The organism is Mucilaginibacter sp. MD40, from assembly GCF_002288635.1.
In the GTDB taxonomy this organism is placed as follows: domain Bacteria; phylum Bacteroidota; class Bacteroidia; order Sphingobacteriales; family Sphingobacteriaceae; genus Mucilaginibacter.
Genome location: NZ_NRSW01000001.1, coordinates 2,164,179 through 2,188,505 on the forward strand (window position 1 = coordinate 2,164,179; position 24,327 = coordinate 2,188,505).

General features: G+C 44.1%; 27 protein-coding genes. 10 read left to right on the forward strand and 17 right to left on the reverse strand.

From position 1 onward, the window contains the following. Positions 1–19 precede the first annotated feature (19 nt). Positions 20–940 (reverse strand): alpha/beta fold hydrolase, encoded by a 921-nt coding sequence (locus tag CKK33_RS09795; RefSeq protein WP_158223418.1) that lies wholly within the window; start codon positions 938–940, stop codon positions 20–22. 50 nt (positions 941–990) lie between these two features. Here CKK33_RS09795 and CKK33_RS09800 point away from each other — a divergent pair, with 50 nt between their 5' ends. From CKK33_RS09800 to CKK33_RS09820, 5 genes are all read left to right on the forward strand, one after another. Next, positions 991–1,797, forward strand: coding sequence for a Rossmann-like and DUF2520 domain-containing protein (locus tag CKK33_RS09800; protein ID WP_233138183.1), 807 nt, complete (start codon positions 991–993; stop codon positions 1,795–1,797). A 20-nt stretch (positions 1,798–1,817) separates the two neighbouring features. Continuing rightward, positions 1,818–2,150 (forward strand): 2Fe-2S iron-sulfur cluster-binding protein, encoded by a 333-nt coding sequence (locus CKK33_RS09805; RefSeq protein ID WP_095703935.1) that lies wholly within the window; start codon positions 1,818–1,820, stop codon positions 2,148–2,150. A gap of 23 nt (positions 2,151–2,173) precedes the next feature. Continuing rightward, positions 2,174–2,416 carry a Fe-S cluster assembly protein IscX gene (gene iscX / locus CKK33_RS09810; protein ID WP_095703936.1) on the forward strand — a complete coding sequence of 81 codons (243 nt, stop codon included), beginning with the start codon at positions 2,174–2,176 and terminating at the stop codon, positions 2,414–2,416. Positions 2,417–2,495: 79 nt separating this feature from the next. Further along, the gene (locus CKK33_RS09815) at positions 2,496–3,017 is read left to right on the forward strand and encodes an HAD family hydrolase (protein WP_095703937.1); all 522 of its coding nucleotides are present in this window, start codon (positions 2,496–2,498) and stop codon (positions 3,015–3,017) included. 114 nt (positions 3,018–3,131) lie between these two features. Further along, on the forward strand, positions 3,132–3,695 hold the full coding sequence (locus CKK33_RS09820; RefSeq protein WP_095703938.1) for a nucleoside triphosphate pyrophosphatase: 564 nt from the start codon (positions 3,132–3,134) through the stop codon (positions 3,693–3,695). Positions 3,696–4,259: 564 nt separating this feature from the next. Here the strand turns inward: CKK33_RS09820 and CKK33_RS09825 are convergent. Continuing rightward, entirely contained in the window at positions 4,260–6,221 is a 1,962-nt protein-coding gene (locus CKK33_RS09825) for a M1 family metallopeptidase (RefSeq protein WP_158223419.1), read from the reverse strand. Between the two features lie 139 nt (positions 6,222–6,360). Here CKK33_RS09825 and CKK33_RS09830 point away from each other — a divergent pair, with 139 nt between their 5' ends. Then, positions 6,361–7,068, forward strand: coding sequence for a carboxypeptidase-like regulatory domain-containing protein (locus CKK33_RS09830; RefSeq protein WP_095703939.1), 708 nt, complete (start codon positions 6,361–6,363; stop codon positions 7,066–7,068). Here CKK33_RS09830 and CKK33_RS09835 read toward each other — a convergent pair. From CKK33_RS09835 to CKK33_RS09845, 3 genes are all read right to left on the reverse strand, one after another. Further along, positions 7,065–7,997, reverse strand: a complete 933-nt coding sequence (locus CKK33_RS09835) for an exopolyphosphatase (protein ID WP_095703940.1) — start codon at positions 7,995–7,997, stop codon at positions 7,065–7,067. The two genes, CKK33_RS09830 and CKK33_RS09835, sit on opposite strands and share 4 nt — an antisense overlap. Positions 7,998–8,068: 71 nt before the next feature. Next, complete coding sequence (locus CKK33_RS09840) at positions 8,069–9,313, reverse strand: ABC transporter permease (RefSeq protein WP_095703941.1); 1,245 nt, start codon at positions 9,311–9,313, stop codon at positions 8,069–8,071. Between the two features lie 5 nt (positions 9,314–9,318). After that, complete coding sequence (locus tag CKK33_RS09845; RefSeq protein WP_095703942.1) at positions 9,319–10,224, reverse strand: ABC transporter ATP-binding protein; 906 nt, start codon at positions 10,222–10,224, stop codon at positions 9,319–9,321. A gap of 230 nt (positions 10,225–10,454) precedes the next feature. On the opposite strand from CKK33_RS09845, the gene CKK33_RS09850 reads away from it, so the two are divergent. Together CKK33_RS09850 and CKK33_RS09855 are read left to right on the forward strand one after the other, a co-directional pair. Next, positions 10,455–10,910: a hypothetical protein gene (locus CKK33_RS09850; protein WP_095703943.1), complete on the forward strand. Its 456-nt coding sequence runs from the start codon at positions 10,455–10,457 to the stop codon at positions 10,908–10,910. A 95-nt stretch (positions 10,911–11,005) separates the two neighbouring features. Continuing rightward, positions 11,006–12,382 (forward strand): Fic family protein, encoded by a 1,377-nt coding sequence (locus CKK33_RS09855; protein WP_095703944.1) that lies wholly within the window; start codon positions 11,006–11,008, stop codon positions 12,380–12,382. 33 nt (positions 12,383–12,415) lie between these two features. Here CKK33_RS09855 and dnaJ read toward each other — a convergent pair whose 3' ends face one another. The 5 genes from dnaJ to CKK33_RS09880 all read right to left on the reverse strand — a co-directional run bounded on the left by dnaJ (position 12,416) and on the right by CKK33_RS09880 (position 16,439). Next, complete coding sequence (gene dnaJ, locus CKK33_RS09860) at positions 12,416–13,576, reverse strand: molecular chaperone DnaJ (RefSeq protein ID WP_095703945.1); 1,161 nt, start codon at positions 13,574–13,576, stop codon at positions 12,416–12,418. 96 nt (positions 13,577–13,672) lie between these two features. Beyond that, positions 13,673–14,281, reverse strand: coding sequence for a nucleotide exchange factor GrpE (grpE, locus tag CKK33_RS09865; RefSeq protein WP_095703946.1), 609 nt, complete (start codon positions 14,279–14,281; stop codon positions 13,673–13,675). Positions 14,282–14,424: 143 nt separating this feature from the next. Beyond that, positions 14,425–15,108, reverse strand: coding sequence for a cell division ATP-binding protein FtsE (locus CKK33_RS09870; RefSeq protein ID WP_095703947.1), 684 nt, complete (start codon positions 15,106–15,108; stop codon positions 14,425–14,427). Positions 15,109–15,112: 4 nt separating this feature from the next. Continuing rightward, positions 15,113–15,316 carry a fructose-6-phosphate aldolase gene (locus CKK33_RS09875; RefSeq protein WP_095703948.1) on the reverse strand — a complete coding sequence of 68 codons (204 nt, stop codon included), beginning with the start codon at positions 15,314–15,316 and terminating at the stop codon, positions 15,113–15,115. A 100-nt stretch (positions 15,317–15,416) separates the two neighbouring features. Then, the gene (locus CKK33_RS09880) at positions 15,417–16,439 is read right to left on the reverse strand and encodes an acyl-CoA reductase (RefSeq protein ID WP_095703949.1); all 1,023 of its coding nucleotides are present in this window, start codon (positions 16,437–16,439) and stop codon (positions 15,417–15,419) included. A 101-nt stretch (positions 16,440–16,540) separates the two neighbouring features. Between CKK33_RS09880 and CKK33_RS09885 the strand changes: the two genes are divergently transcribed. Continuing rightward, on the forward strand, positions 16,541–16,894 hold the full coding sequence (locus tag CKK33_RS09885) for a 4Fe-4S dicluster domain-containing protein (RefSeq protein ID WP_095703950.1): 354 nt from the start codon (positions 16,541–16,543) through the stop codon (positions 16,892–16,894). A 114-nt stretch (positions 16,895–17,008) separates the two neighbouring features. Further along, positions 17,009–17,770, forward strand: a complete 762-nt coding sequence (locus CKK33_RS09890; RefSeq protein WP_095703951.1) for a C40 family peptidase — start codon at positions 17,009–17,011, stop codon at positions 17,768–17,770. On the opposite strand, the gene CKK33_RS09895 is transcribed toward CKK33_RS09890, so the two are convergent. The 7 genes from CKK33_RS09895 to hisC all read right to left on the reverse strand — a co-directional run bounded on the left by CKK33_RS09895 (position 17,767) and on the right by hisC (position 24,317). Further along, complete coding sequence (locus tag CKK33_RS09895; RefSeq protein WP_095703952.1) at positions 17,767–18,669, reverse strand: WD40 repeat domain-containing protein; 903 nt, start codon at positions 18,667–18,669, stop codon at positions 17,767–17,769. The two genes, CKK33_RS09890 and CKK33_RS09895, sit on opposite strands and share 4 nt — an antisense overlap. A gap of 74 nt (positions 18,670–18,743) precedes the next feature. Beyond that, the gene (hisIE, locus tag CKK33_RS09900; RefSeq protein ID WP_095703953.1) at positions 18,744–19,331 is read right to left on the reverse strand and encodes a bifunctional phosphoribosyl-AMP cyclohydrolase/phosphoribosyl-ATP diphosphatase HisIE; all 588 of its coding nucleotides are present in this window, start codon (positions 19,329–19,331) and stop codon (positions 18,744–18,746) included. A 134-nt stretch (positions 19,332–19,465) separates the two neighbouring features. Beyond that, positions 19,466–20,602 carry an imidazole glycerol phosphate synthase subunit HisF gene (gene hisF, locus CKK33_RS09905; RefSeq protein ID WP_095703954.1) on the reverse strand — a complete coding sequence of 379 codons (1,137 nt, stop codon included), beginning with the start codon at positions 20,600–20,602 and terminating at the stop codon, positions 19,466–19,468. 36 nt (positions 20,603–20,638) lie between these two features. Then, the gene (locus tag CKK33_RS09910; protein WP_095703955.1) at positions 20,639–21,388 is read right to left on the reverse strand and encodes a HisA/HisF-related TIM barrel protein; all 750 of its coding nucleotides are present in this window, start codon (positions 21,386–21,388) and stop codon (positions 20,639–20,641) included. A 4-nt stretch (positions 21,389–21,392) separates the two neighbouring features. Next, positions 21,393–21,983, reverse strand: a complete 591-nt coding sequence (gene hisH / locus CKK33_RS09915) for an imidazole glycerol phosphate synthase subunit HisH (RefSeq protein ID WP_095703956.1) — start codon at positions 21,981–21,983, stop codon at positions 21,393–21,395. Between the two features lie 82 nt (positions 21,984–22,065). Next, entirely contained in the window at positions 22,066–23,214 is a 1,149-nt protein-coding gene (gene hisB / locus CKK33_RS09920; RefSeq protein WP_198952453.1) for a bifunctional histidinol-phosphatase/imidazoleglycerol-phosphate dehydratase HisB, read from the reverse strand. Then, on the reverse strand, positions 23,211–24,317 hold the full coding sequence (hisC, locus tag CKK33_RS09925; protein WP_095703957.1) for a histidinol-phosphate transaminase: 1,107 nt from the start codon (positions 24,315–24,317) through the stop codon (positions 23,211–23,213). The genes hisB and hisC overlap by 4 nt, the downstream gene beginning before the upstream one ends. Positions 24,318–24,327: the final 10 nt, after the last annotated feature.

The following is a 24,327-nucleotide window of genomic DNA, read 5'->3' on the forward strand; positions in this document are numbered from 1 at the left end:
TGTTTTTAGTGTTTAGATGTTATTTTTTCAGAAATGTTACCAGCGCGGGGTTTACCACATCAGGCTGCTCCAGGTGTGGTAGATGGGCCGCGTCATCAACCGGCAAAAATTCTGTTTTTAAAACTTGTTGTATATCCTTACTATAGGTAAAAGATACGGTTTTGTCGTCTTTCCCCCATATTAATAACACCTGTTTATGGGCATTGTTGAGTGCCGTGTAAATTTTGTTATTGTCGCTGCCATAATCATAGCGTGTAGAAACAAGCGCGTGCCTGAAACCTTTGTATTCCATTTGCGGGCGGTATTGCTCTACCCAGTTAGGGTGTTTATCCGGATACTTAAAATCTTCCATCTGGCTCAGTGCCCTTTTTTCAGGGTCCAGTGCCTCTAAAAAATTTTCTGCCAGTTCCGGTGTCGAGGGATGGTCAAAATTGTAAGCCGGGTCAATTAATACCACTTTATTTACCTTTTCCGGATAGGCAGCAGTGTAATCAGCCGCCATCAGTCCGCCAAAAGAAACACCGGCAATATTAAAAGGTTGCTTTAGGTGCAGCTGGTCTATCAGTTCATTTAACTGTTCAAAATAAAGCTGTTTATTATAAGTAACGTTTGGCCTGTCAGAAAAGCCCCTGCCATACATATCATAGCGCAATACCCTAAAGCCATGAGAAGTAAGGTACTCATAGGTGCCGTTCCAGATATAATAAGGTACGCTAAAGCCATTGAGTAGTACTACCACCTTGCCGCTGTCGGGGCCATCCAGTTCGTAATGGGTAAAGCCTTTTTCCAGTTCGGCATAACTTCCGTTGGTGTTTTTGCGAAGCTCGTAGGTAAGCTCCTTTTTTTCGATGTTTTTAAAGTAATAAATGATCCATATGGCCGCGCCACCAAATACAATAACAATGAGTATGAATACCAGCAGTTTTCTAAGAAATTTCATTCTGTACAGGTTTATAAAATTGTTAATAAAAGTAATCCATTTATTTAATTTTGACGCGTTTATCATTACAACGTATGCGGGTAACCATCGTAGGGTCGGGCAACGTAGCCACACATATTTCAGCAGCTTTAAAAAATGCCGGTCATCGTATTGTGCAGGTTTACAGCCGTAACTTGCAACATGCGGCGTTACTGGCGTACCATGTAGGTGCCGGGGCAACCGACGATGTTAATACCCTAACCATCAATACCGACCTGTTTATTATATCTGTAAAGGACGATGCCGTTTTACCGATGGTAGCGCAATTGGCCAAATACGGCAAACTAATCGCCCATACTTCGGGTGCTGTAGAACTTTTACCGATGCTGGAGTTTACGCAGCAAGCAGGTGTTTTTTATCCCCTGCAAACCTTCAGTAAAACCAGGGAACTCAATTTTAGAGAGGTGCCCATGTGTATTGAGGGAGCCAGTGAATCTATTACAAAAACTCTTGAGGACCTCGCACGTGATATCAGCAATAAATTGTATCGTGTTTCATCGCCACAGCGTAAGGTGCTGCACCTTGCAGCCGTTTTTGCCTGCAATTTTACCAACCATCTTTACGGAATAGGAGAGGCCCTGTTGAAAGACAGCGGTATGAGTTTTGATATGCTTAGGCCTTTAATAGCCGAGACCGCCGATAAGATAAAAGAACGTTCGCCGTTTACCGTGCAAACCGGCCCTGCCGTTAGAAATGATGAAACTACCATGGCTGCGCATTTGCAATTGCTTGAAAAACAGCCGCGTTTGCAGGAAATATATGAGGTGCTAAGTCAGGATATTATCAAAAACCACAACGGGGTTAACGGGGATGGGTAATTTTGTTACTTTTGCCAATAATGAATATTTTTAAAGTAAAGATAAACTTTGAGGAAGCCGACCACGAAAGCGTAGAACTGCCGATAGCGGAGGGGGAATCTGTGTTGGACGTTTGCCTTGAGAACGGTATAGAACTACAGCATAATTGCGGCGGCGTTTGCGGCTGCAGCACCTGCCATATCTACGTAAATAAAGGGATGGATAACCTGCAGGAAATATCTGATAAGGAAGAAGACTTTATTGACCGTGCCGTTAACCCGCGCATTAATTCGCGTTTGGGCTGCCAGTGTGTGGTGATAGATGGTGACATTGAGGTTACCCTGCCTGATCAATCAGGCTTTATGGGCCATTAACAGATTATAATCAAGAAAAATAAATGAGTACAGATAAATTCGCACTGCCGATTCACTGGAACGACTACGAAGACATTGCCATGGGCCTTTATGAAAAATTTGGCGATGAATTTGGCGAATCAAAAATATACCGCATCCGCTTTACCGACCTGCTGGAGTGGGTGTTGAGCCTGCCAAACTTTGTGGGCACCCGCGAAGAATCAAACGAAGGCCACCTGGAGCAGATCCAAAGCGCCTGGGTTTACGAATGGCGCGATAATCAATAGTGTTGCAACGTTGGAAGGTTTTAACGTTGTAATGTTGCGAATCGGTGAAATCAATACAAAATCAGTGTAATCCCGAAAAATGGAATCCTTTTTAACCAAGCTTAACGATATTACCACCTTTATTTTTGATGTGGACGGTGTATTGACCGACGGGTCTGTTTTCGTGACGGAAACCGGTGTGCAAAGCCGCGCCTTTAATATTAAAGATGGTTATGCATTACAATTAGCGGTTAAGAGCGGCTACAATGTAGCAGCCATATCGGGCAGCCGGTCAAAAAGCGCTTTATACCGCTTAAACAGCCTGGGCATTAAGGATGTGTATTTGGGTACTCATACCAAGATAGACCGCTTCAAGTTGTACACCCAGGAAAAAGGCATACATCCGTCAAGGGTACTCTACATGGCCGACGATATCCCTGACCTGGCTACCATGCAACTGGTGGGCTTGCCTGTTTGCCCTGCCGATGCCGCTGAGGAGATAAAAGCCATATGCAGTTACGTGTCACCAATATCAGGTGGTAAAGGCTGTGTACGCGAGGTGATAGAAAAGGTAATGAAGGTACAGGGCACCTGGATGAATGAAAAGGCGTATAGCTGGTAGGCTGCGCTAAGTCAAAAGTTTAAAGTAAAAAGTCAAAAGTCAGTTCATAGTTCATGGTTGATAGTTCATAGAAGCTGCCATGAACCATGATCGATTAACTATGAACAATCTCCCATGAATCCAAAGATCATTCTCGCATCTAAATCGCCACGCAGGCAGGAGCTTTTAAAACTGATGGATATTGATTTCCGGGTGGTTTTAAAAGAGGTGGATGAATCTTACCCTGATGGTTTAACACCTGCTGAGATAGCCGTTTACATCGCTTCAAAAAAAGCAGAAGCATTTGATGAGGAGGTGAACGACGAGATTGTTCTGACTGCCGATACCATTGTTGCCATAGATGGCCTTATATTAGGCAAACCCGAATCGCGCGAACATGCAATTGAAATGCTGCAGCGCTTGTCAGGCAAAGTACATGAAGTGTACACAGGCGTTTGTCTATACCATAAAGGCGAATACAATAAATTTTACGACCGCTCAGAGGTATTCTTCCGCCAGCTGACTGACGAAGAGATCATCAGTTATGTTGATGAATACGAACCCTATGACAAAGCCGGTTCTTACGGCATCCAGCAACGCATAGGTCTCATCGGTATCGAACGTATAAACGGCTCTTATACCAATGTTGTAGGCCTGCCTACCGAGAAGGTTTATCAGCAATTGAAGAGATTAGTTTAATTTGTCATTCTGAGCGGCAGCGAAGAACCTATTATTGAGTTAACTACGTCGTATGATAGATGCTTCACATACGTTCAGCATGACAATTTTGTAAATAAAAAAGGTGTCATTGCGAGCGATAGCGTGGCAATCTCATAGGGACAAGCAATCATAAACTGACTATGAGATTGCCACGTCGCTGACGCTCTTCGCAATTACATGGTTTTATAGCTTTTTAGCGTTGTCCTTCCTGTTCACAGATAATCAATCGTAAATAGCCTATGAGATTGCCACGTCGCTGACGCTCTCGCAATGACACGATTTTATAGCTTTCTATTCACATCCGGTAAAGCATATCCGGTTCTAATGAAACAACTACAATAATTTGTGATTCTGAGCGATAGCGAAGAATCTATTGGTGAATTATACAAACTTCTAATAGATGCTTCACGTGCATTTAGCATGGCAATTTCGTAAATCAAAAAGGTGTCATTGCGAGCAATAGCGTGGCAATCTCATAGGACAAGCAATCGTAAATTGCTTATGAGATTGCCACGTCGCTGACGCTCTCGCAATGACACGATTTTATAGCTTCTTACTATTATTCTTCCTGTTCACATCCGGCAAAGCGTTGTCAGGATCCACCGCTACACTTTCAACTTCTTTTAAAACGGGCACATCATAAGTGGTCACTTTGTTTTGCAGCCATGTTTCCACCGGGAAATAAATGCGCTGCTTGTTGCCGTCTTTAAATTTTAGTTCTACGGTAAACGGCATGGCCATCATCTCTTTGTTGGCAATGGTAAGTTCTATAGTCTTTTTGTTATCGATGTACTTAGCATCTATCAGCGCAATGTCCAGCTTGTAATTGTTGTAGAACCAGCCGTTCCAGAACCAGTTGAGGTCTTCGCCACTGCCGTTTTCCATAGCTCGGAAAAAATCGTCGGGTTGAGGGTGTTTGTAAGCCCATTTGTGAATGTAATTTTTAAAAGCATAATCAAACCGGTCGTGGCCCAAAATCTGCTCGCGCAGCAGCACTAAGCCAAAAGCCGGTTTAAAATAGGTAAGCGGGTGGCGGTATTTTTCGGGTATGGCGTCAGGCTGGGTCATGATGCTGGGCGAGTTCGGGTCTATGATGTGCTGGACGATCTCATCAGCCGGATTACCACCGCCCGGCGCATATTCACCATCGCGCTTAGGGGCATACTCGCCGTTGTTAAAAGCATCAGAGGCATATACGTCAATAAAGGTATTTAAGCCCTCATCCATCCAGGCAAAACGACGCTCGTCGCTACCTACGATCATCGGGAACCAGTTGTGGCCTATCTCGTGGGCGGTAACCCAGTATAACTCGCTGCCTTTATCGTTAATGCCATCAAAAACAATACCCGGGTACTCCATGCCGCCGGCTATACCCGCCTCGTTAATGGCGGTTGGCCAGGGGTAGGTGAACCATTTTTCGGAGAAATACTCCATTGATTTTTTGAGGTATTCCGTAGCACGACCCCATGCTGCATTGCCCTGGCTCTCCACCGGGTAAACCGACATAGCCAGCGATTTTTTGCCACCCGGCAGGTTAACCCTTGCAGCATCCCATATGTAAGCTTTTGAGGCACCGAAAGCAACATCACGCGTATTCAGCATTTTGTAGTGCCAGGTATGGGTGCCTTTATTCACGGGGCGCGAGGCAGGCGAATTGATCTCATCCGCTGTGCGTATCATTACGGTTTTATCGCTGTTGCGGGCTTGTGCAAGGCGGTTGATCTGCGTTGCGGTGAGTACTTCTTTAGGGTTGAGCAGGTCGCCCGGCCCGGCAACGATTATGTCCCAAGGTGCGGTAACGCTATAATCAATGTCGCCATACTCGCAGTAAAATTCACCGCTTCCCAGGAAAGGCGCGGTGGCCCAGCCGCGGCTATCATCATAAACACACATCCGGGGGTAAAACTGTGCTACCTCATAGATCTTGCCGTTTTTGGTATCTACAAAATCGGTACGGTTACCAAAATTGCCTGGGATGGTGTAGTGATATTTAATGTTCAACACGATGCTGCCTTTACCTAAAGCCTGTGCTAAACGCACCTGCATACGTGTGTCGGTAATCTTGAAATTGGCTTTTTTATGGTTAGCGCCGCTAATGATCTCTACTGATTCTATCTCGTAACCACTGGTATGTTGTTGCGCCTGTACGCCGGTGACAAAATTTGAGCGCGCATCTTTTTTATAAGTGTTCTGGTCTAACTGCAGCCACAGATACTGCAAAGCATCCGGACTATTATTGGTGTAATTGATGGTAACATTACCGCTGATAGTTTTGCGTACGGTATCAAGTGTTACTGCTATTTTATAATCGACACGGTTTTGCCAGTATTTTGGCCCGGGCTCGCCATTGGCCGAATGGAATTCATCACCACGGGTTTTGTAAGGCAGGGGCGAGAAAAGTACCGACGGCTGGTAGTTAGAAGTAATGGTATCGTTAGGGTTTTTCTGCGCATGTGCAAAGCTGCCGGAAATTAGCAACAAAGCAGCAATGGTGAGTTTTTTCATGTTGAAATGATAAGCACGGCAATATACAAATGCTATGGCGAAATAAGGGCAAAGCATGCGTAACGATGTAGCTAAGAAAAAAAATGAAAAAGTTTATGGAAATTTATGCGTGTTCGCATCTTATCTTTAAATTATTCACATGCAAACCATCACAAACATTAGTATCCCGCAACCTTGTCACCAAAACTGGAATAATATGACTCCTGCTGACAAAGGGCGCCATTGCCAATTGTGCGGAAAAGACATTGTTGATTTTACAGGTTTTACAGATCAGCAACTTATCACTTATTTAAGTATGGGTACTAAAACCTGCGGACGTTTATTGCCTCAACAAATAAATAACATTAACCGGCAGCTGAAGCCGGGATCAGGCCGACGGGTAATGTGGAAAGAATTAACGTTGGTTGCAGCTCTAACAGCCATCTTCACTACTGTAAATTCCGCTGTAAAAGCCCAGCATCCTATTGAACAAGGTGCTGTAGATACTAATAAAAAAAATTCTACAGCGGTTAGCGATACCACTACCTACATCACTGTAAAAGGTAAAGTTATCAGCAGTGAGGATAATTTGGCACTTCCGGGTGCGGTGGTTTTATGTAAGCATACGATGGTGAAAGTATCAGCAGATGCATCCGGCTTTTTTAAAATGAGCATACCGGCTTATGCCGATTCAGTAATGGTGAGGTTCATCGGCTTCAAAGGTATGAATGTTCCGGTATCAATGTTTAATAATGGCTCTGATGTAGTCATAAGCTTAACTCCCACGCCCCTATTGATGGGAGAGGTTGTGGTAGTAAAACCCCCCTTTCATAAACGATTATGGTATAAAGTAAAACACCTGTTTTAACGCATAGCTTTTACCATGGCTCCCTCTTTAAGCGACCAAGTGGACATGCTTACATCGGCAATGCCGAGTTTCTGCATGATATATATAGTGAGCAGGCTCGCGGTCACGATCATGTCCACCCGTACAGGTATAATGCCTTTCATGCTGGCGCGAAGCTTGTGGTTTGATTTAATGAGCAGTTCTATCAACCCCAATAATTCATCAATGTCAAACTCGTAGGTTTTAACCTGTTTGATATCGAAGATGCGTCCTTTTTTTAGCTCTATCACCTCGGCAAAACTTTCAAAAGCTCCGGATGAGCCTACCAGTACTGATGGTTTATATTTGGCAGCAGCCACAAACAGGTCGCCGAGTTTGCCGTTAACGAACGTGGTAAGCTCTTTAATGGAAGTTACCGGGATAGGGTCGGTCTTGTGGAACTTATCCATCAGCCTGGCTGCGCCTATCTCAAAGCTTTGCTTCCACAACACTTCGTCTTCATTAGCAATAATGAACTCAACGCTGCCTCCGCCAATATCAACAATCAAGGCGTTATTCTCGGTCAGCACACCGCTGGCATCAATGCCCTGGTAAATGTAGGTTGCTTCCTGCTCGCCGGTAATTACGTCTATCACGATGCCGGTTTGCTGCATTACGGTAGCGATAAAATCCTGCCCGTTGCCGGCATTGCGCAGGGCGGAGGTGGCGATAGCTTTAATTTCATCAACGCCGGCTTCATCTATTAGCTTTTTAAAGTTTTGCATAGCCGCTACACCACGCTCAAACGCGGCAGGCATGATCATCGCTTTGTTAATGCCACCCTCGCCAAGTTTAACGGCCACGGTTTCACGGAGTATCTCCCGGAAGGTATCGCCTTGTTTTTCACCTATCAATAAATGGAAGGTATTGGTGCCAAGGTCCATCACCGCTACACGTTTCTGTTTGCTCATTGGCCGCAAAAATAAAAAATCCCCGCGAGAAAGGGCCTCAACGGGGATGTTATTATGATGTGGTTAAGGAGTTACTCTTTATAAAAGAACCATTTAGCCAGTTCTTTGAAGTTGGCTTTTTTGCCGTACATCAATACCCCCACACGATAAATGCGCGACGCCACGTAGGTAGTGAACAGGAAGCCAATTACCATCATGGCCATTGACAAAGCCAGTTGCCAATCGGGCACGCCACCAAATGGCACACGTATCATCATGGCAACAGGGGCGGTGAAAGGTATCATAGACAACCATACCGCCAGCGGACTATCAGGAGCCCTGAACAGTACCGTTACCGATAGTAAATAGGTAAACAGCAGCGGCATGGTAATAGGGAACATAAATTGTTGTGTTTCGGTCTCACTATCAACCGCCGAACCTACAGCTGCAAACAGTGCGCTGTAAAGTAAATAGCCTGTAATGAAGTAAAACAGGAAGCAGAACAAGATATACCCGAAAGGCAGGTTTTGCAAAGTTACCAGGAACTGTGCAAGGCCGCCTGTGGCATGCTGCCCTCCAATTTTGGTAGCCAGTATGGATAATACTATCCATGCCACAAACTGGGTTAAACCTACCAGGCCTACACCTATAATTTTACCCAGCATCAGCTGGAAAGGCTTAACAGATGAGATGATCACTTCAATGATACGGCTGGTTTTTTCTTCGATAACCCCACGCATTACCTGTGCTCCGTAAATAAACAACGACATATAGATCAATATGGCACAAGCCACACCTACGCCCATACTGGCGCCTACATCAGCATCTTTGGTGCCGGCCTCGGTAACTTCAAGGGCATTAACGCTTACTTTGTTCTTTTTTGCCTTGTTGAGCAGCGCGGTATCAATGTGGTTAGCCAGCATCGTGTTGTTTGAGGCTATATCGTTCATTTGGTTCTCTACCTCGCCGGTTAGTACCAGTGATGGTTTCTTTTTTGATAGAAACTGAACCGGTTTGTGGGCATAATCCTTGGAAATCACCAGGATAGAAAGATCCTCATTATCGTTTAATGATTTTTTCGCATCGTTAAGGCTTTCGTTTGCCGGTATAAAGCGGATGTTCCGGGCGTTTTTAAATTTGCCTTCAAACATGCGGCTTTCATCAATCACCTTTACCGTTTGGGGCTTGCTCACCTGGTCGGTATCTTTTGCTACGTAGGCTATTAACTTGGTCATGCCGGCAATAAGCAGGGGCACGGCCAGCATCATTACTATAAAAGCCCTTTTACGAACACGGGTAAGGTACTCTCGCTGTATAATAAGTAAAACTTTTTTCATGTGATTTATGCGGTTAAGTTTACTTTTTCAATAAATATTTCGTGCATGGTAGGTATTACTTCCTGCAGCATGTTAATACGAGTTCTGGGTAACAGGTACTGTAGCACATCATTGGTGTTGTTACCGTTAAGTTTTATGCGGATGATGTGGCTGTCGTCTTCGCCATCTGTTTCGGTAACAATGGCAAACGGTTGGGTGCCGTCAAACAAGAGCTTATCGCCTGTGTACTCGATCATGTAGGTTTCGTTGCGGTAGGAGTTACGGATGGTTTTTACAGGCCCGTCCAGTATTTTGTGTGACCTATTAATAAGTGCAATGGAATCACATAGTTCTTCTACCGATTCCATACGGTGGGTAGAGAAAAGAATGGTAGCTCCTTTTTTATTCAGTTCAAGGATCTCGTTTTTGATGAGTTCTGCATTTACCGGGTCAAAACCGCTAAAGGGTTCATCCAGGATGATCAGGTCAGGCTCATGCAGTACCGTTGCCACAAACTGGGCTTTTTGCTGCATACCTTTGGAGAGTTCTTCGATCTTTTTTTTCCACCAGCTTTGCATTTCCAGTTTATCAAACCAGTATTTAAGCCTGGTAGTGGCGTCAGCCCGGCTGAGGCCTTTAAGGCGTGCCAGGTAGATCATCTGTTCGCCTATTTCCATTTTTTTGTAAAGTCCCCGTTCTTCGGGCAGATAGCCTATACGTTCGATATGTGATTGGTTAAGGCGTTCACCATTGAAGTAAACCTCGCCCGAGTCAGGCGCCGTGATCTGGTTAATAATACGGATCAGGGATGTTTTGCCGGCGCCATTTGGGCCAAGGAGCCCGAAAATTTTGCCGCTTTCTACCTCAAGGCTCACATCGTTCAACGCGCGATGGCCGGCGTATTCTTTAACAATGTTGCGTATGCTAAGCATTTGGTTAATAGTTTTTTATTGCTTTTAGATGACGTAGGCCGAACATTGTTACAACTTTTTTGTTAGTGACGTAGATTTCTCCTAAGGAACAAAAAGAAATGTTAATAGAAATATTTTAATGTTGTTAGGTGGTTTCTGTAAATGTATACCAAATAAAATATAAGTTAAATAATCTTTAGTTAATATTTATTATAATTGCAGCTTTTATTTTTTAATCAATCTATTACTTTATGAAAAAACTATTTCTCTTATTCACAGTAGGTTTTCTTTACTTCGGCAATGTAGCTAAGGCGCAAACAGGTTCTACATCTGCCGGTTTATCTATCGACTTTGGCGACGGCGCAACTTTGGTAGGGCCTGCCCTGAGGCATGCTTTTACCCGTAATGATTACGGACAAGCAGAACTTACCTTCGGCGGCGACAGAACCTATCTTGGTGCTTTTTATCAATACCAGGACAGGATACGTAATGCCGGTGGTTTAAACTGGTACCTGGGTATTGGCCCGCAGTTAGGTTTTGGGCACGGTAATACTGATTTTTATATCCGTCCTATGGCCGGTTTGGATTATAAATTAACAGGCGCACCGCTTGACCTGTCTTTTGACTGGCGCCCGGCATTCCTGGTTGGTGATAACTCTGACTTCACCGCTGCAAGGTTTGGCTTAGGTTTCCGCTTTGTATTTTAGTAGATAAATACTCATTATAACAGGAAAGCCGCTGTATGTACAGCGGCTTTTTTTGTGGTGTAATTTTTTGCCGATGTATTTATTAACTTTAAAACATGAACCTTGAGTTAGAAATTGAATTGAGTAAGGCACCGATATTTGCGGAGCTTGATGCCCTTAAAAAACAAATTGATGACCAGCGACCATTGCCGCCGGATGTGGAAGGCCGTGTGATGCAAAAACTACGCCTCGACTGGAATTACAATTCTAATGCTATTGAGGGTAACAAACTCACTTATGGGGAAACCGTGGCCTTTTTAATGGAAGGTATAACTGCAAAAGGTAAGCCTTTAAAAGACCATTTGGATATAAGGGGCCATAACGAAGCTATACACTTTCTTACAGAACTGATAAAAGATTCGAGAGGAATTACGGAGGCTGACATTAGAGCACTGCACAAAATGATATTGGTTGAGCGGTACAAAGTGGATGCTCAAACTGCCGACGGTAAGCCAACAACCAAATGGGTAGAGATAGGTGAATACAAAAGCATGGCTAACCATGTTCAAACGTCAACAGGAGAAATCCATTATTATGCTTCGCCAGAAGAAGTGCTCATAAAAATGCCTGAGCTTATTGAATGGTATCGTCAGGCCATGGAGAATAAAGCAATACATCCCGTTGTACTTGCCGCTTTATTTCACCACAAATTTGTTGCTATCCACCCATTTGATGATGGTAACGGACGCTTGTCCCGTATTTTAATGAATTTGATCTTGATGCAAAATGGTTTTCCGCCAGCAATCGTGAAAATGGATGATAGAAAAAATTACTATTCATTATTAAATAGAGCAGACAACGGCGATATCTGGCCATTTGTTGAGTATATTGTTGAAAGGGTACAAAGCTCCATGAAAGTTTATATAAAAGCCATTGAAGGGGAAGACATTGATGAAGAGGATGATATAAAAAAAGAGATTGCCTTATTTAAAGTAGAGTTGCAAAACCGAATTTCAATTAGAATTAAAAAATCAAAAGATGTAATAAACGAGTTGATTAATAATGATATACTCAAAACGATTGATAAAGCATTAATTGCCGTTAAAGAATTTTCATCTTTTTTTATTTCAGAGGAGTTTAATGTAAAGATGTCCTACTGGCATCCGGATGTGGCAGCAACTGTCTATACCATTTATGCAATAGACGAATTTAAGCGAAATAGCGAAAGCTCTCAGTTTCTGTCAAGAGATTATGAAGATATTGAACTTTCTTTTTTGTTAAAAGAATTTAGAGAACCTAATAATACGTTTGACGTTGCAGTTCGGATTTTATTTAAACTGGAAGCATATAATTACACAGTAGTTACTAATAGCGATAGTAAAATCGTTAAATTATACCATGAGCAATTACTTCCTGCTGACTTCAAGGTAATCGAGGGAAATATTTTTAAAGGAATCAAAACCGGAATTGAAAAAAGTCTAAAAAATAAATGAGTCAGTAAAAAGCTGACTCATTTATTTTTTAGACTATTCAAAATATTCCTTCATCCGTTCAAAGAAACTCTTTTCGTTTTTGCCCGGGTTGGGTTTAAAGTTTGGCGAACTTTGCAGTTTCTCCAAAGCTTCACGTTCCTCGCGGCTAAGCGCTTTTGGTGTCCAGATGTTCACGTGTATCAACTGGTCGCCGCGGTGGTAGGAGTTTACTTCCGGTACGCCTTTTCCTTTGAGGCGTAATATTTTACCGCCTTGCGTACCCGGGTCGATTTTTATTTTGGCTTTACCATCAATAGTAGGTACCTCGATACTGGTGCCGAGGGCAGCGTCAATAAAGCTTACGTGCAGGTCATATATCACGTTGTTGCCATCGCGTTTAAGCGTTTCGTGCGGAATTTCCTCTATCAGGATGATCAGGTCGCCCGGAACACCACCTCTTGGGGCAGCGTTGCCTTTGCCGCTCATGCTCAGCTGCATGCCTTCGCTTACGCCGGCAGGTACGTTTATGGTAATAGTTTCTTCGCCGCGTACCACACCGTCGCCGTGGCAAACATTACATTTTGAGGTAATGGTGGTACCTTCACCGTTACAGGTAGGGCAGGTGCTGGTAGTTTGCATCTGGCCCAATATGGTATTGGTTACCCGGCGTACAGAGCCTGCGCCACCACAGGTTTTACAGGTTTGGAATGAGGCCTTATCTTTTGCGCCGGTACCATCACAGGTTTTACAAAGCACCTGTTTGTTCACCTTAATTTTCTTTTCGGCACCATTGGCAATTTCCTCAAGGGTGAGGCGTACTTTTATACGCAGGTTGCTGCCGCGTACTACGCGCCTGCCGCCACCCTGCCTGCCACCACCGCCAAAGAAACCATCAAACGGACTGCCGCCGCCAAATATATCGCCAAACTGGCTAAATATATCGTCCATGTTCATGTTGCCGCCGCCGTAGCCGCCGCCACTTGCCGAGCCCGCGTTTGCCGCATGGCCAAACTGGTTATAACGCTGGCGCTTTTCGGGGTTGCTTAACACTTCGTAAGCCTCTGCCGCTTCTTTAAATTTCTCTTCAGCGTCCTTATCGCCCTGGTTTTTATCAGGGTGATATTTAATAGCCATTTTACGATACGCCTTCTTTATCTCGTCGGCATCAGCACCCCGGCTTACCCCAAGCACATCGTAATAATCTCTTTTAGCCATTTTATGTATTGAGTTTTTTGAGTTGGTGAAAGGCTGAGGTGCTCAATCAATCATCAACACTGTTCATCTGTTAAATTTAAATAAGATCAATGATTGTTACGCTCCAACAATCACTTTTGCGAAACGGATAACTTTATCATTAAGCTCGTAACCTTTTTCCATTTCATCAATCACCTGGCCTTTTTGCTCATCAGGTACAGGTACGCTGGTAACGGCCTCGTGTATATCGGCATCAAAAGGCTGGCCTATTGATTTCATTTCTTTTAGACCTTTTTGTGTAAGCACACCCTTTAACTTATTTTGTATCAGCTCAACACCCTCTTTTACTGATGCTACCTCTGTAGCTTTATCCATAGCACGCAGGGCGCGTTCAAAATCGTCAAGAATAGGTAACAGGGCAACTATTACATCCTTACCCTCAGTTTTTCGTGCGTCTTCGCGTTCCTTAATAGTGCGGCGCCTAAAGTTATCGAACTCGGCATATAAACGCAGGTATTTATCATTGGCCTGAGCCAGCTCATCTTTTAACTTATCTTCGGCAGATGGGGCAGGTGCAGCATCTGCGTTTTGCTCAGGCGCGTCAGGCTGTCTGTTTTCCGTCGTGTTTTCAGCGTTTTTTTCAGGTGTTTCTGAATTTTCTTTATTTTTTTCTTCAGCATATCGTTCAAATTCATAGCAAATAGTGCTAATCAAGTATCCTGCCATAGGGTAAAAACCGCCAGTGTGGCAGTATGTAAGAGTGTTTTGTGACTTGTTATCAGTTATTAGTAGGTGGACTGGCAGTTAAGGATACTTACGAAGATTATTGTTATAAAACTAATCTCCATTCACTGCTCACCAATCACTAACTAAGCTATCTGTACATCTTCCAAAACCTTACCGTTCTCACATTTAATAATACGTGACGGGAAAGTGCGGATGATATGGTAGTCATGCGTAGCAACTACAACAGCTGTACCGCTTTGGCTGATCTGTTTAAGCAGTAGCACAATTTCTTCCGAGGTATCAGGGTCAAGGTTACCGGTAGGTTCGTCGGCAAGTATAATTTCGGGGTTATTTAACAGCGCACGGGCAATCACCACGCGCTGCTGCTCACCGCCTGATAGTTCATGCGGCATTTTTTTAAGCTTAGAGCGCAGGCCAACCTTTTCCAATACATCCAAAATTCTCTCGGATATTTGGGCTTTTTCTGTCCAGCCGGTGGCACGCATCACAAACTGCAGGTTCTGTTCTACAGAGCGGTCGGTTAACAGCTGGAAATCCTGGAAAACAATCCCCAACTTGCGGCGCAGGTAGGGGATATCCCTGGTGGCCAGTTTACTCAACTCATAGCCACATGCATGGCCGGTACCGGCTGCAATATTCAGGTCGCCGTATATCACCTTGAGCAAGCTGCTTTTTCCTGAACCGGTTTGCCCTATCAGCCAAACAAAGTCACCTTTATCAATATGCAGGTTAACACCGCTCAGCACCAGGTGTTTTTGCTGAAAAATATCTACGTTGTTGAGTTTTATGATAGAATTTCCGACCATGTTATTACAGCTCTAATTTTACGATTTTGCCAAAAGGCAACTCTTTAACAATATTCATAATGTGATCATAATGGCCACCCAGCCCAATTTTATCTAATGACTTTTCGGGCCTGTCTACCCTGAAATAGGCCAGCAGGGTGAACTTATCGTCACGCAGCTGTACGTAGTCGGGTATCTTGGCAACGCCTTTTACTTTTATGATATACATTATTTAGTTAATGGGTGATAGCTAATGGTTCATAGAATCTCGCTATCTAAAGCTTTGCTATGAACTATGACCTATGAACTTTTCCAAAGGTATTGTAAATTTAAAGATTAGACAAAAAATCCATCGTATCTATACCATCGGCATAATCCCATAAATTGGGGTGCTGGCTCCGGCCAAAACCTACCACCTGGTTAGGTACATCAACAGGGGCGTTAGTTACAATGCACTGCAACTGATCAGTTAATGATTGTAATTGCTCCTGAGCCTCCGAAAGCGACGAATAGGTATCATAAAAAACAACTGATAAGGGGGAGGTAAGCCTTTCATCACGTTTAACCATCAGAAAACCATTATCGAGATGCTGATCGCGGTTTACCAGATAGATGGATTTGTTATAATCGTAATTGTTGTTGTACTTATGGTGATGGATAATTTCATTTAAATGCTCAATAGCTTCAAAGAATTGCGTGAAGTTATACCCTTCCGGCACCAGCAATTTAGACACGTTGCGGCAACCGAGCCCAAAGTAATTCAATATGTCGTGCCCTAATGCGGTTAGCTCCTCGTTGCTTTCGTCACCGGTAAGCAGGGCAATACTGTTACGGTTTTTGCGGATAATATGAGGCGCTTTGCCAAAGTAATATTCAAAGTAACGGGAAGTATTGTTGCTGCCGGTAGCTATAATTGCCTCAAAGCCTTCCAATTTTTCTACAAATGTATAGCGGCCACTGTAAGCCGGGGCTATTTCTACCAGTTTATCCAGCGCGTACCGAATAAGGCGGCTATCCTGAGATGAAGCCTTAATTACGGCATGATGGCCGGCCACCAATACGCAAAGCGCATCATGAAAACCCACCATAGGGATGTTTCCCGCCAGTACCAGTCCTACCTTTTTGGGCTGTTGTACAGGAATGTTATAGGCTGATAACCATTTTTCTATATCGGCGCGATTAAGCATTTCGCCTGTAGCGGTTACCGCTTTTCGCACACTTTCGGGCGTAAACCAGGCATTATAATGGCGTTCGGATTCAATAAGATCATTCAGTTGCTCATCCGGTTGAGAAAGTAGTGCACCCAGTTGTGAAAAAGTATCTGTTATATCGTTTATATTAATTTTTGACATATATGTGCAAAGGCTTTAAACCCTTAAAAGCTTTTTTTGTTATATTTGCAAGCCCAAATTTGGGGCAAAGTTAAACTAAGTACTTTAGAATATTTAAATATATGGCGATTATAATCACCGATGAATGCATTAACTGCGGAGCTTGCGAGCCGGAGTGCCCAAACAATGCTATTTATGATGCCGGTGCGGCATGGCGTTTCAGCGATGGCACTTCATTGAAAGGTGTAATAGATTTTGGCGATGGCAATACTTTAAATGCAGAAGAAGCGCAGGCTGCCTTGTCTGACGATATTTATTACATCGTACCGGATAAATGTACCGAATGCGTGGGTTTTCACGATGAGCCTCAGTGCGCTGCTGTTTGCCCGGTTGATTGTTGTGTAGATGATGAGGATGTACGTGAAAGCGAAGAAGAATTGCTGGCTAAGAAAGACTGGCTGCATGCTAACGGCTAATTGCCTCACGTAAGAAATATTTTAAAGGGGGGAAACGGTTACGTTTTCCCCCTTTTTGTTTTTTAATGAAACATTATTGTTAACTTACCGTAAATATTATATATAATTAAGTAAATGGAATACGGGATCTGTAACCTCGCTGTAATACCCCTACGCGCTGAACCCAGTGACCGAAGCGAAATGGTTTCGCAGTTATTATTCGGCGAAGCCTTTGAAATATTGGAGTGGAAGGATAAGTGGGTTAACATTGTAACGGCTAACGACAGCTACAAAGGTTGGATCGACCGGCTCCATTGCAACTCCTTAGGGCATATAGCTTATAAAAGCCTGCAACAGAAACCAGCACCGCTTACTTACCGTGCGGTAACGCAGGCCTGGCGCATTGCTGATAATAGTGTTGTGTACTTACCTGTAGGTAGTTCTCTGGCCTTCCTGGAAGGCACCACCTGCTACATCAGCAACCAAAGATTCGAGATCATAGGCGAAATAGGCGAAACGGATAGCTTGGCCAATATTGCCCAGTCTTTTTTAAACTCACCATATTTATGGGGCGGGCGCACTCATTTTGGCATCGATTGCTCGGGCTTTACTCAGGCTGTATTTAAGCTAAGAGGGTTGCAGCTTAAACGCGATGCCTGGCAGCAGGCGGAACAGGGCGAAGAGGTAGATTCTGTGCTGAAAACCAAACTTGGCGACCTCGCGTTTTTTGACAACCCGGAAGGGCGTATCACGCATGTGGGCATAGTGCTTAGTCCTGGCCGTATTATTCATGCATCAGGCAAGGTGAAAATTGATCTGCTGGACGAAAAGGGGATCTACTCAGAAGATATGAAACGTTATACGCACAAATTAAAAAGCATCAGGCGATATTTTTAAAATTCAATACCCCATATCTTAACGGTTTTATCATCACTGGTTGATAGCAGCTGGTCGCCGTTCCACGCCAGTTTGTTTACAGATAATACGTGCGCTGGATAGCCTTTCTCTCTGCTGATGATCTTGTACAGTTTAAAATCATCGGCACCCCATATCTTAATACTTTTATCCATACTGGCTGTAGCAAAATATGGCTGCGTAGGATGGAAGATGATATGATTAACGGCGAACATATGCGCCGGAATGTTTTTCACTAAGGAATACGTTTTAGCATCCCATATCTTCAATTGCGCATCGCGTGAGCCCGACATCAGGTATTGCCCATCCGGCGAATATTGCAATGAGAAAACTGCCATGGTATGGCCTTCCAGATCGGTAATAAAGCTGTAATCGTTCATGTCAAATATCCTGATACGATTATCCCGGCAGCCGAAGGCAACACGCTGTTCCGATGGATCTATAGCTAAACAACGAACGGTATCATGCGATACGTTTACGGTATGCAGCAGTTCCATTGTTTTTAAGCTCCAAACAGTAACGCTGCCATCTTCTGATGCAACAAGCAGCTCATCTTTCTTAGGGGATGATTTAATATCGAATACCGGTTTGATATGCTTACGTAAGCGGTGTGTGATCTTCTGCTCAATGAAGTTAAAAACTAACACCTCGCCGCTTCGTAACCCTGCAAACAGCAGCGGATAACCGGCAGGGCAATGGATGGCATAAATAGATGTAGGCACGGGGAACATCACCTTTATAAAGGTGTTGTCCGCAAGGCTCCATTCCACCAGGCCCTTATCATTGCCGCCCGTAAATAAAATACCCGGCTTCTGTGAAAGCTCCAGGCTAAATATCGGGTTACTGTGGCCGGTAAGTTCTGCTATTTTTATGGCGTGCATTGTAGTAGTTTGCAGTAAATAGTCATCGGTTTGCAGTAATAAGCTGCAAATTGCAAACTTAAAACTGCTAACTTTTACTTGTGTCTTTCCTCTAAATTTTTAGCTATCTGCTGCAAACTTAAGCCTTTTTCGCGCAGCAATACTAACAGGTGGAAAACAAGATCGCTTGATTCGTCTATCAGTTCTTTATTGGTTTCGTGCAGGGCGGCTATTACTACCTCAACACCTTCTTCGCCTACTTTTTGGGTGATCTTTTTTAAGCCTTTATTGCGGAGCTTATTCACATAAGAACCTTCAACCGGGTTTTCATAACGATCGGCAATAATGTTCTCCAACTCGTTAATAAAGTTTTGGTTATATTCCGTTTGGAAACAACTACGCGAACCGGTGTGGCAGGTGGGGCCATCGGCTTTAACTTTTATGAGCAGGGTATCGTTATCGCAATCGATGTGCATGCTTTTTACATGCAAGAAGTTTTGGCTGGTTTCGCCTTTGGTCCACAAGCGTTGTTTGCTGCGCGAGAAAAAGGTAACTACATTCTCCTGCACGGTTTTATCATAAGCCTCCTGGTTCATGTAGCCCAGCATCAGCACCTCAAGCGTTTGCTCGTCCTGTATCACTACCGGCACTAAGCCGTCGGTTTTGTTAAAGTCGATGTTCATAAGTTCTATCTGTTCAAATCGTCATTGCGAGTAGCGGTAGTGGCGTGTCAATCTTCGACTTTATAGAGCCGCTCTGTATGCCGAGATTGCCGCGCTACGCTCGCTATGACACGTTGTAGTGAGGACGGGGCTTCTTACACCCTCACCTCAATGTTATTATCTTTTAAAATAGCTTTCAGGTCCGGTATCAGTATTTCGCCATAGTGGAATACTGATGCAGCCAAAGCCGCGTCTACATTGGTTTTATGAAACACATCCACAAAATGCTCAACCGCACCGGCGCCTCCCGACGCGATCACCGGGATGTTTACCGCATCGTTTACCTGTTTAAGGAGGCCGTTATCAAAACCACCTTTGGTGCCGTCGTGGTCCATAGAGGTGAGCAGTATTTCGCCTGCACCACGGCTTTCAGCTTCCAGTATCCAGTCTAAAGTTTGTTTTTCGGTTGGCAACCTGCCCCCGTTTAGGTGAACGATGTTTTTGCCATCAAGCACGCGGGTATCAACCGCCACGATCACAAACTGAACGCCAAAGGCCTTAGCCAATTCATTGATCAAAGCCGGGTTACGCACTGCGGCTGAGTTGATGGAAATTTTATCTGCACCTGCGTTCAGCAAGGCATCAGCGTCGGCTATCTCATTAATGCCGCCGCCAATAGTGAACGGAATATTGATCTGCCTTGCAACTGCTTTAACCAGCTCTACCATGGTTTTACGGCGCTCAACGGTAGCGGTTATATCCAGGAAAACTAATTCATCGGCACCTTGCTGCGAATAGTTCCAGGCCAGTTCAACCGGGTCACCGGCATCACGCAGGTCAACAAAGTTCACACCCTTTACGGTGCGACCGTCTTTAACATCGAGACAGGGGATAATGCGTTTAGTTAACCCCCCCCGACCCCTAAAGGGGGAGCTTAAAGCCTTCTGTATTGTAGTCAAAACTTTTTCAAGTTGAGTAAATATCTCATTGTTTGTAAATCTTAAAACTTTCATTCCGTCAGTTTCAAGACCCTTCTGCCTTTCTATATCGTGAGCAGCTATTTCAGGATTAAGATGGATACCTCCATCTAACTCTATAACTAATTTATGCTGATGACAATAGAAATCGGCTATGTAAATTCCTAATGGGTGTTGTCTTCTGAAACGTACACCAAGTTGATTACCCTTTATATGTCCCCAAAGAGTTGTTTCAGCGGCTGTCATATTATAACGTAAGCCTTTTGCATATTCAAAAATTTCCGGGCCTGCGCCTAAAAAAAATTTTTTGCTCATGCTCTTCAAAAACTCCCCCTTCAGGGGGCTGGGGGGTTAAATCGATATCAGCGCGTCCAGGTTCCAGTTTTTAATATCTTCAATGCTGATGTGGTTTTCATAAATAGCTTTACCCACAACGCAGGCTTCTACTTTGATCTTGCTTAGTTCTTCAATGTCTTTCATCGAGCTTACACCTCCCGACGCGATCAGTTTGATGAACGGCGAGTGATCCAGCAGTTTCTTGTACAGATCTACGCCCGCGCCGCCCAGTTTGCCGTCCTTATTAATATCTGTGCATAGGAAGCGGAAGAAGCCTAATCTAAGGCACTTATCAACGTAATCCATTAGTTTTATGGGTGAACTTTCCATCCAGCCCGAGTATTTGATCACCTCGTCCAGAACGTCGATAGCTACCACCACCTGGTCGCTGCATTTTTCTTTTCCGCAAATTTCTTTGCTCAGATCTTCCAAAAAAGACGGATTAGTGATGGCTTGTGTACCTACGATAACCCGCGATACCCCTGCATCGATCAGCTCTTTAACTTTATCAATACTGCGGATACCACCGCCGTACTGCACCTGCATATCGGTTTTTTTGATCACATCAAACAGGTATTGCTGGTTGCTGAAATCGTTTTTTGCGCCGTTAAGGTCAATGATATGGATGAGGTTGGTACCATTGCTCTGGTAACGCTCAATCATCTCTTCTAAGGTAACATCGTATTCTGTAACTTGTGCGTAATCACCTTCGCGCAGGCGCACTACTTTTTTATTCAGAATATCGATAGCCGGAATTATATACATGGGGTTAAATTTTTGAAAAGTTTTTTAATAATGTTTCGCCATACACACCTGATTTTTCGGGGTGAAACTGCACGCCGTAAAAGTTGTTATGCCAAATTGACGCCGAAAATTTATTGACGTAATTTGTTGACGCCAAAGTATATAACGGGTTATACTCAATAAAGTATGAATGTACGTAATAAAAGTGCGAACCTTCGGGAATATCTGCAAACAGTGGATTGTTCTTTTCTGCAAATACCTGGTTCCAACCGGTATGCGGTACCTTAAACTCGGTATCGCCGGGGAATTTTAGTGTTTTTATCGGGAAAATATTAAGCAGGTCGGCGTCACCTTCTTCGCTGTAGGCCGTCATGAGCTGCATACCTACGCAAATACCCAAAGTGGGTTTATTTAACGCCTTAATGGCAGGCACCAGCCCGGTACTCTGTAGCTTTTGCATAGCCGCGCCGGCATGGCCAACGCCCGGGATGATGTAACGGTCAAAACCTTTAAGATCAGCTTCGGTATGGATCATGCCATAGGCAATGCCCAGCCTGTCTAAAGCGGCCGTTAAGGAGAATATGTTACCTGCGCCGTATCTTATTATTCCGATCATTGTGTTAGAGAATCAGGAATCAAGATGCAAGAAGCAAGAGAAGCTCATTGTCTTGGCTCTTGGTTCTTGCATCTTGCTTCTATTATAACAACCCTTTTGTTGATGGTAACACCATCTTTTCAGCGTCGCGCTTTACGGCCATTTTTATGGCTTTTGCGAACGCTTTAAATATAGCCTCAATTTTGTGATGCTCGTTCTGTCCCTCGGCTTTTATGTTCAAGTTGCATTTTGAGGCGTCACTAAACGATTTAAAAAAGTGGTAGAACATCTCAGTAGGTACATCGCCTACTTTTTCACGTTTAAACTCGGCGTCCCAAACTATCCAGTTGCGGCCACCAAAATCGATTGCGGCTTGTGCCAGGCAATCATCCATCGGCAGGCAAAAGCCGTAGCGTTCAATCCCCATTTTGTTACCTAATGCAGTGGCAAATATCTCGCCAAGCGCAATGCCGGTATCTTCTATGGTATGGTGCTCATCAATATGGAGGTCGCCTTTAGCCTCAACTGTAAGGTCTAAACCACCGTGGCGGGCTATCTGATCCAGCATATGGTCAAAGAAATGCAAACCGGTTGAAACCTTTGCATCGCCTTTGCCATCCAAATTAAGTTTGATGTAGATATCTGTTTCTTTGGTAGTGCGGCGGTGTTCAATCACGCGTTGCCCCAGTTTCAAAAACTCGTAAATGTCTTTCCAGTCAGTTGTTTCCAGCGCGATAATATCGTTTAAAGACTCATCATCTTTCGCTTCAAATTCTGCATTGCCCAAGCCACTTTTGTTGTTTAGCCAAATTGCTTTTGCACCCAAATTGCGGGCCAGCAGAATATCGTTCTTGCGGTCGCCAATGGTGAAAGAGTTGGCCAGATCATATTTAGTTGCATCCAGATATTTGGTTAACAGACCAGTTGCCGGTTTGCGGGTAGGAGCGTTATCCCTGGCAAAGGTACGGTCGATGGCTTGTTCGCTAAAGCGCACGCCCTCGTTCTCGTAAGTTTTAAGAATAAGGTTATGCACCGGCCAGAAAGTATCTTCCGGGAATGATGCTGTGCCTAAACCATCCTGGTTGGTTACCATCACCAGCTCAAAATCAAGCTCGGCGGCTACACGCGGCAGGTATTGCAATGCGCCCGGATAAAAGGTCAATTTCTCAAACGAATCTATTTGTTCGTCAACCGTTTCGTTTATCAGTGTGCCGTCGCGGTCAATAAAAAGTACTTTTTGCAGCTTGCTCATGCGTTATATTGCTGTAGGGTTTCAATCAATTTATTGTTTTCCTGCGGAGTGCCAATGGTTATACGCAGGCAGCCTTCGCAAAGCTCTACTTTTGAGCGGTTACGTACGATAATGCCACGCTCCACCAGGAAATTGTAAATGCCGTTAGCATCGGTGGTTTTCACGAGGATAAAGTTGGCATCAGACGGATAGATGTCCAGCACAAAGGCCATGTTTTTCAACGTGAGCACCAGGTTGTCGCGTTGTTGCAGCGTTTCTTTTATCCATTCGTTCACCTGGTCTATATTGGCTAAAGCTTGCAAGGCCAGGGTTTGTGATGCCTCGTTAATATTATAAGGCGGCTTAACCTTGTTCATTACCTCAATGATCTCCTCGCTGGCGAAGGCCATACCCATGCGTAAGCCTGCCAGGCCCCATGCTTTTGAAAGCGTTTGTAGTACAACCAGGTTGGCGTATTCTGTCAGCTCCTGTATAAAGGTTTTTTGCCTGCTGTAGTTGATATACGCTTCATCAACAACTACAATACCGTTGAAGTTAGCCAGCAGCGTTTCAATATCGTCGCGATTGATTGAATTGCCCGTAGGGTTATTGGGTGAGCAGATAAATATCAGTTTGGTGTTCTTATCTATTGCTTCAGCGATGCCTTCCAGGTTTAACTGGTAATCTTCGGTAAGCAGAACGCGTTTCAGTTTTATATCGTTGATGTTGGCCGATACCTCATACATGCCGTAAGTGGGTGGTACGATGATCACATTATCTATACCCGGATTACAGAAACTGCGGAATAGGATATCAATGGCTTCATCGCTGCCATTACCCAGAAAAATATTACGTGCCGGAACCCCTTTGATCTGGCTTAGGCGCATTTTTACCTGGTACTGCATAGGATCGGGGTAGCGGTTATAAGCCTGTACCAGTGGTGAACCGTATGCATTTTCGTTAGCATCCAAAAAAACACTTGCTTCTCCCTGGAACTCATCACGCGCGGATGAATAGGGGGTAAGGTTTTTAATATTTGGGCGAAGGAGCCCCCCTAACCCCCTGAAGGGGGAGTTACCGTCAGGGCCGCTATAAAGTTGTTGTTGATCTATCTCGTTACTCATTATGATATAA

Coding starts and splice junctions, on each gene's coding strand:
- hisIE (WP_095703953.1), bottom strand. CDS start 19,331: ATGAACATCGACTTTAACAAAACCGACGGCTTAGTGCCGGTAGTGATA.
- hisB (WP_198952453.1), bottom strand. CDS start 23,214: ATGAGCAAGCTGCAAAAAGTACTTTTTATTGACCGCGACGGCACACTG.
- iscX (WP_095703936.1), top strand. CDS start 2,174: ATGAGTACAGATAAATTCGCACTGCCGATTCACTGGAACGACTACGAA.
- CKK33_RS09875 (WP_095703948.1), bottom strand. CDS start 15,316: ATGTATATCATAAAAGTAAAAGGCGTTGCCAAGATACCCGACTACGTA.
- CKK33_RS09910 (WP_095703955.1), bottom strand. CDS start 21,388: ATGTATATAATTCCGGCTATCGATATTCTGAATAAAAAAGTAGTGCGC.
- dnaJ (WP_095703945.1), bottom strand. CDS start 13,576: ATGGCTAAAAGAGATTATTACGATGTGCTTGGGGTAAGCCGGGGTGCT.
- hisC (WP_095703957.1), bottom strand. CDS start 24,317: ATGAGTAACGAGATAGATCAACAACAACTTTATAGCGGCCCTGACGGT.
- CKK33_RS09880 (WP_095703949.1), bottom strand. CDS start 16,439: ATGTCAAAAATTAATATAAACGATATAACAGATACTTTTTCACAACTG.
- CKK33_RS09830 (WP_095703939.1), top strand. CDS start 6,361: ATGCAAACCATCACAAACATTAGTATCCCGCAACCTTGTCACCAAAAC.
- hisF (WP_095703954.1), bottom strand. CDS start 20,602: ATGAGCAAAAAATTTTTTTTAGGCGCAGGCCCGGAAATTTTTGAATAT.
- CKK33_RS09870 (WP_095703947.1), bottom strand. CDS start 15,108: ATGGTCGGAAATTCTATCATAAAACTCAACAACGTAGATATTTTTCAG.
- grpE (WP_095703946.1), bottom strand. CDS start 14,281: ATGGCAGGATACTTGATTAGCACTATTTGCTATGAATTTGAACGATAT.
- CKK33_RS09845 (WP_095703942.1), bottom strand. CDS start 10,224: ATGCTTAGCATACGCAACATTGTTAAAGAATACGCCGGCCATCGCGCG.
- CKK33_RS09890 (WP_095703951.1), top strand. CDS start 17,009: ATGGAATACGGGATCTGTAACCTCGCTGTAATACCCCTACGCGCTGAA.
- CKK33_RS09815 (WP_095703937.1), top strand. CDS start 2,496: ATGGAATCCTTTTTAACCAAGCTTAACGATATTACCACCTTTATTTTT.
- CKK33_RS09805 (WP_095703935.1), top strand. CDS start 1,818: ATGAATATTTTTAAAGTAAAGATAAACTTTGAGGAAGCCGACCACGAA.
- CKK33_RS09840 (WP_095703941.1), bottom strand. CDS start 9,313: ATGAAAAAAGTTTTACTTATTATACAGCGAGAGTACCTTACCCGTGTT.
- CKK33_RS09795 (WP_158223418.1), bottom strand. CDS start 940: ATGAAATTTCTTAGAAAACTGCTGGTATTCATACTCATTGTTATTGTA.
- CKK33_RS09820 (WP_095703938.1), top strand. CDS start 3,132: ATGAATCCAAAGATCATTCTCGCATCTAAATCGCCACGCAGGCAGGAG.
- CKK33_RS09835 (WP_095703940.1), bottom strand. CDS start 7,997: ATGAGCAAACAGAAACGTGTAGCGGTGATGGACCTTGGCACCAATACC.
- CKK33_RS09825 (WP_158223419.1), bottom strand. CDS start 6,221: ATGAAAAAACTCACCATTGCTGCTTTGTTGCTAATTTCCGGCAGCTTT.
- CKK33_RS09895 (WP_095703952.1), bottom strand. CDS start 18,669: ATGCACGCCATAAAAATAGCAGAACTTACCGGCCACAGTAACCCGATA.
- CKK33_RS09850 (WP_095703943.1), top strand. CDS start 10,455: ATGAAAAAACTATTTCTCTTATTCACAGTAGGTTTTCTTTACTTCGGC.
- CKK33_RS09885 (WP_095703950.1), top strand. CDS start 16,541: ATGGCGATTATAATCACCGATGAATGCATTAACTGCGGAGCTTGCGAG.
- hisH (WP_095703956.1), bottom strand. CDS start 21,983: ATGATCGGAATAATAAGATACGGCGCAGGTAACATATTCTCCTTAACG.
- CKK33_RS09855 (WP_095703944.1), top strand. CDS start 11,006: ATGAACCTTGAGTTAGAAATTGAATTGAGTAAGGCACCGATATTTGCG.